Origin of the sequence: Mesorhizobium sp. M4A.F.Ca.ET.050.02.1.1, from assembly GCF_003997725.1 — a bacterium.
Classification (GTDB): Bacteria; Pseudomonadota; Alphaproteobacteria; order Rhizobiales; family Rhizobiaceae; genus Mesorhizobium.
The window spans coordinates 1-1,325 of sequence record NZ_RZSG01001164.1; the positions used below are offsets into that span (position 1 = coordinate 1).

The 1,325-nt window shown below is 61.6% G+C and carries 3 protein-coding genes; 2 read left to right on the top strand and 1 reads right to left on the bottom strand.

Going from position 1 to position 1,325, the window contains the following annotated elements:
* Positions 1 to 297 (top strand): Pr6Pr family membrane protein (locus tag EOA33_RS35975; protein ID WP_190234500.1); only part of this gene is annotated, 297 nt, incomplete at its 5' end.
* A gap of 36 nt (positions 298 to 333) precedes the next feature.
* Here the strand turns inward: EOA33_RS35975 and EOA33_RS35980 are convergent.
* Positions 334 to 582: a DUF1127 domain-containing protein gene (locus tag EOA33_RS35980; protein WP_126054839.1), complete on the bottom strand. Its 249-nt coding sequence runs from the start codon at positions 580 to 582 to the stop codon at positions 334 to 336.
* A 91-nt stretch (positions 583 to 673) separates the two neighbouring features.
* Here EOA33_RS35980 and EOA33_RS35985 point away from each other — a divergent pair.
* On the top strand, positions 674 to 1,325 hold a 652-nt coding region (locus EOA33_RS35985), incomplete at its 3' end, for a GntR family transcriptional regulator (protein ID WP_127407743.1).

The window sequence follows — 1,325 nt, forward strand, 5'->3', positions numbered from 1 at the left end:
ATCCTGCTGCACTATGTGACGCCGGCGCTGTTCGTGCTGTGGTGGCTTGTCGCCGGCGCCGACGGCACCACGCGCTGGCGCGAGATCTCCTGGTGGATGGTCTACCCGCTCGCCTATCTGGCCTATGTGCTGCTGCGGGCGCCGATCGCCGGCGAAGTCCCCTACCCGTTTCTCAGCGTGGAGAAGAACGGCGCGGCCAGCGTCGCCGTTTCGGCGCTGGCCACAACCGGACTGTTTCTGCTGCTGTGCGTCATCGCCGTCTTCGCCGATCATTGGGTTGCCCGGCTGCGGAAATAGTGTTCGGCGCCATCCGAATCCTTCGACGGCGTGAACTCAATCCCAGAACGGCCGGAGGCCTTCGCGATGCGCATCGCAGCGCGAGACGCCGATATCCTTGAGCTGCTCGTCCGTCATCTCCAGCAAGGCCAAGCGGCCGCGGCGGCGGTCCAGCATCCGGTCAATCTGCCTCATAACGGAGCCGAGCACAAATACGAGGCGGTCGACGAAGCCATTGCGAGCCCGTGACTTCGTGCGCCCATCCAATCCGGTGCCGATGTAATGAATTGTGTCGGTTGTATCCATCTTCGTTCTACCTTGTCTCGATTGTATCCTATCAATCGCAGACTTCATATGGATTGACTCATCGTGCGGCACAATATAGAAAATTGTCACCATGACAAATTGGCTTCCAGACCTCTCTTCCGGCTCAGGCCCGCTGTATCAGCGTCTTGCTGACAGCATTGAATCAGATATCGACAAGGGCGTCATTGATGCCGGTGCAAAACTGCCGCCGCAGCGTGACCTCGCTTATGACATCGGCGCCACCGTCGGTACCGTCGGCCGCGCCTACCAGTTGCTGCGCGAACGCGGCCTGGTCAGCGGCGAGGTCGGACGCGGAACATATGTACTTGCGCAGCGCGCCGAGAACCCGAAGGTCGAGTTGCAGCTTGCCGCGCAAGGAACGCGCCCCATCGATGCACCAAGCGGCAAGCTGCGCTTCGACAGCACCGCAGCGCCTGATGTCGGTCAAGGCGCAATCATTGCCGAAATTCTGGCCCGCACGGCAGAGGACCATCCCCATGACATTTCGAGCTACACGAGGGATTTTCCCGAGCGCTGGTACGAGGCGGGAAGCCGCTGGCTGTCGCGCAATTCCTTCCGCCCTTCGCCCGATTCAATCGTGCCGACGCTTGGCACCCATGCGGCGGTGATGGCAGCGATCGCGGCGCTCACCATGCCTGGCGACTACGTCGTCTTTGAGCATCTCACCTATTCGCAGATTTCGCGCAGCGCCGGCCTGATCGGCCGCCGAACGGCACTGGTTG

Bases quoted from the DNA above. Each gene is read 5' to 3' on its own strand.
- EOA33_RS35980 (WP_126054839.1), bottom strand. From the start codon at position 582: ATGGATACAACCGACACAATTCATTACATCGGCACCGGATTGGATGGG.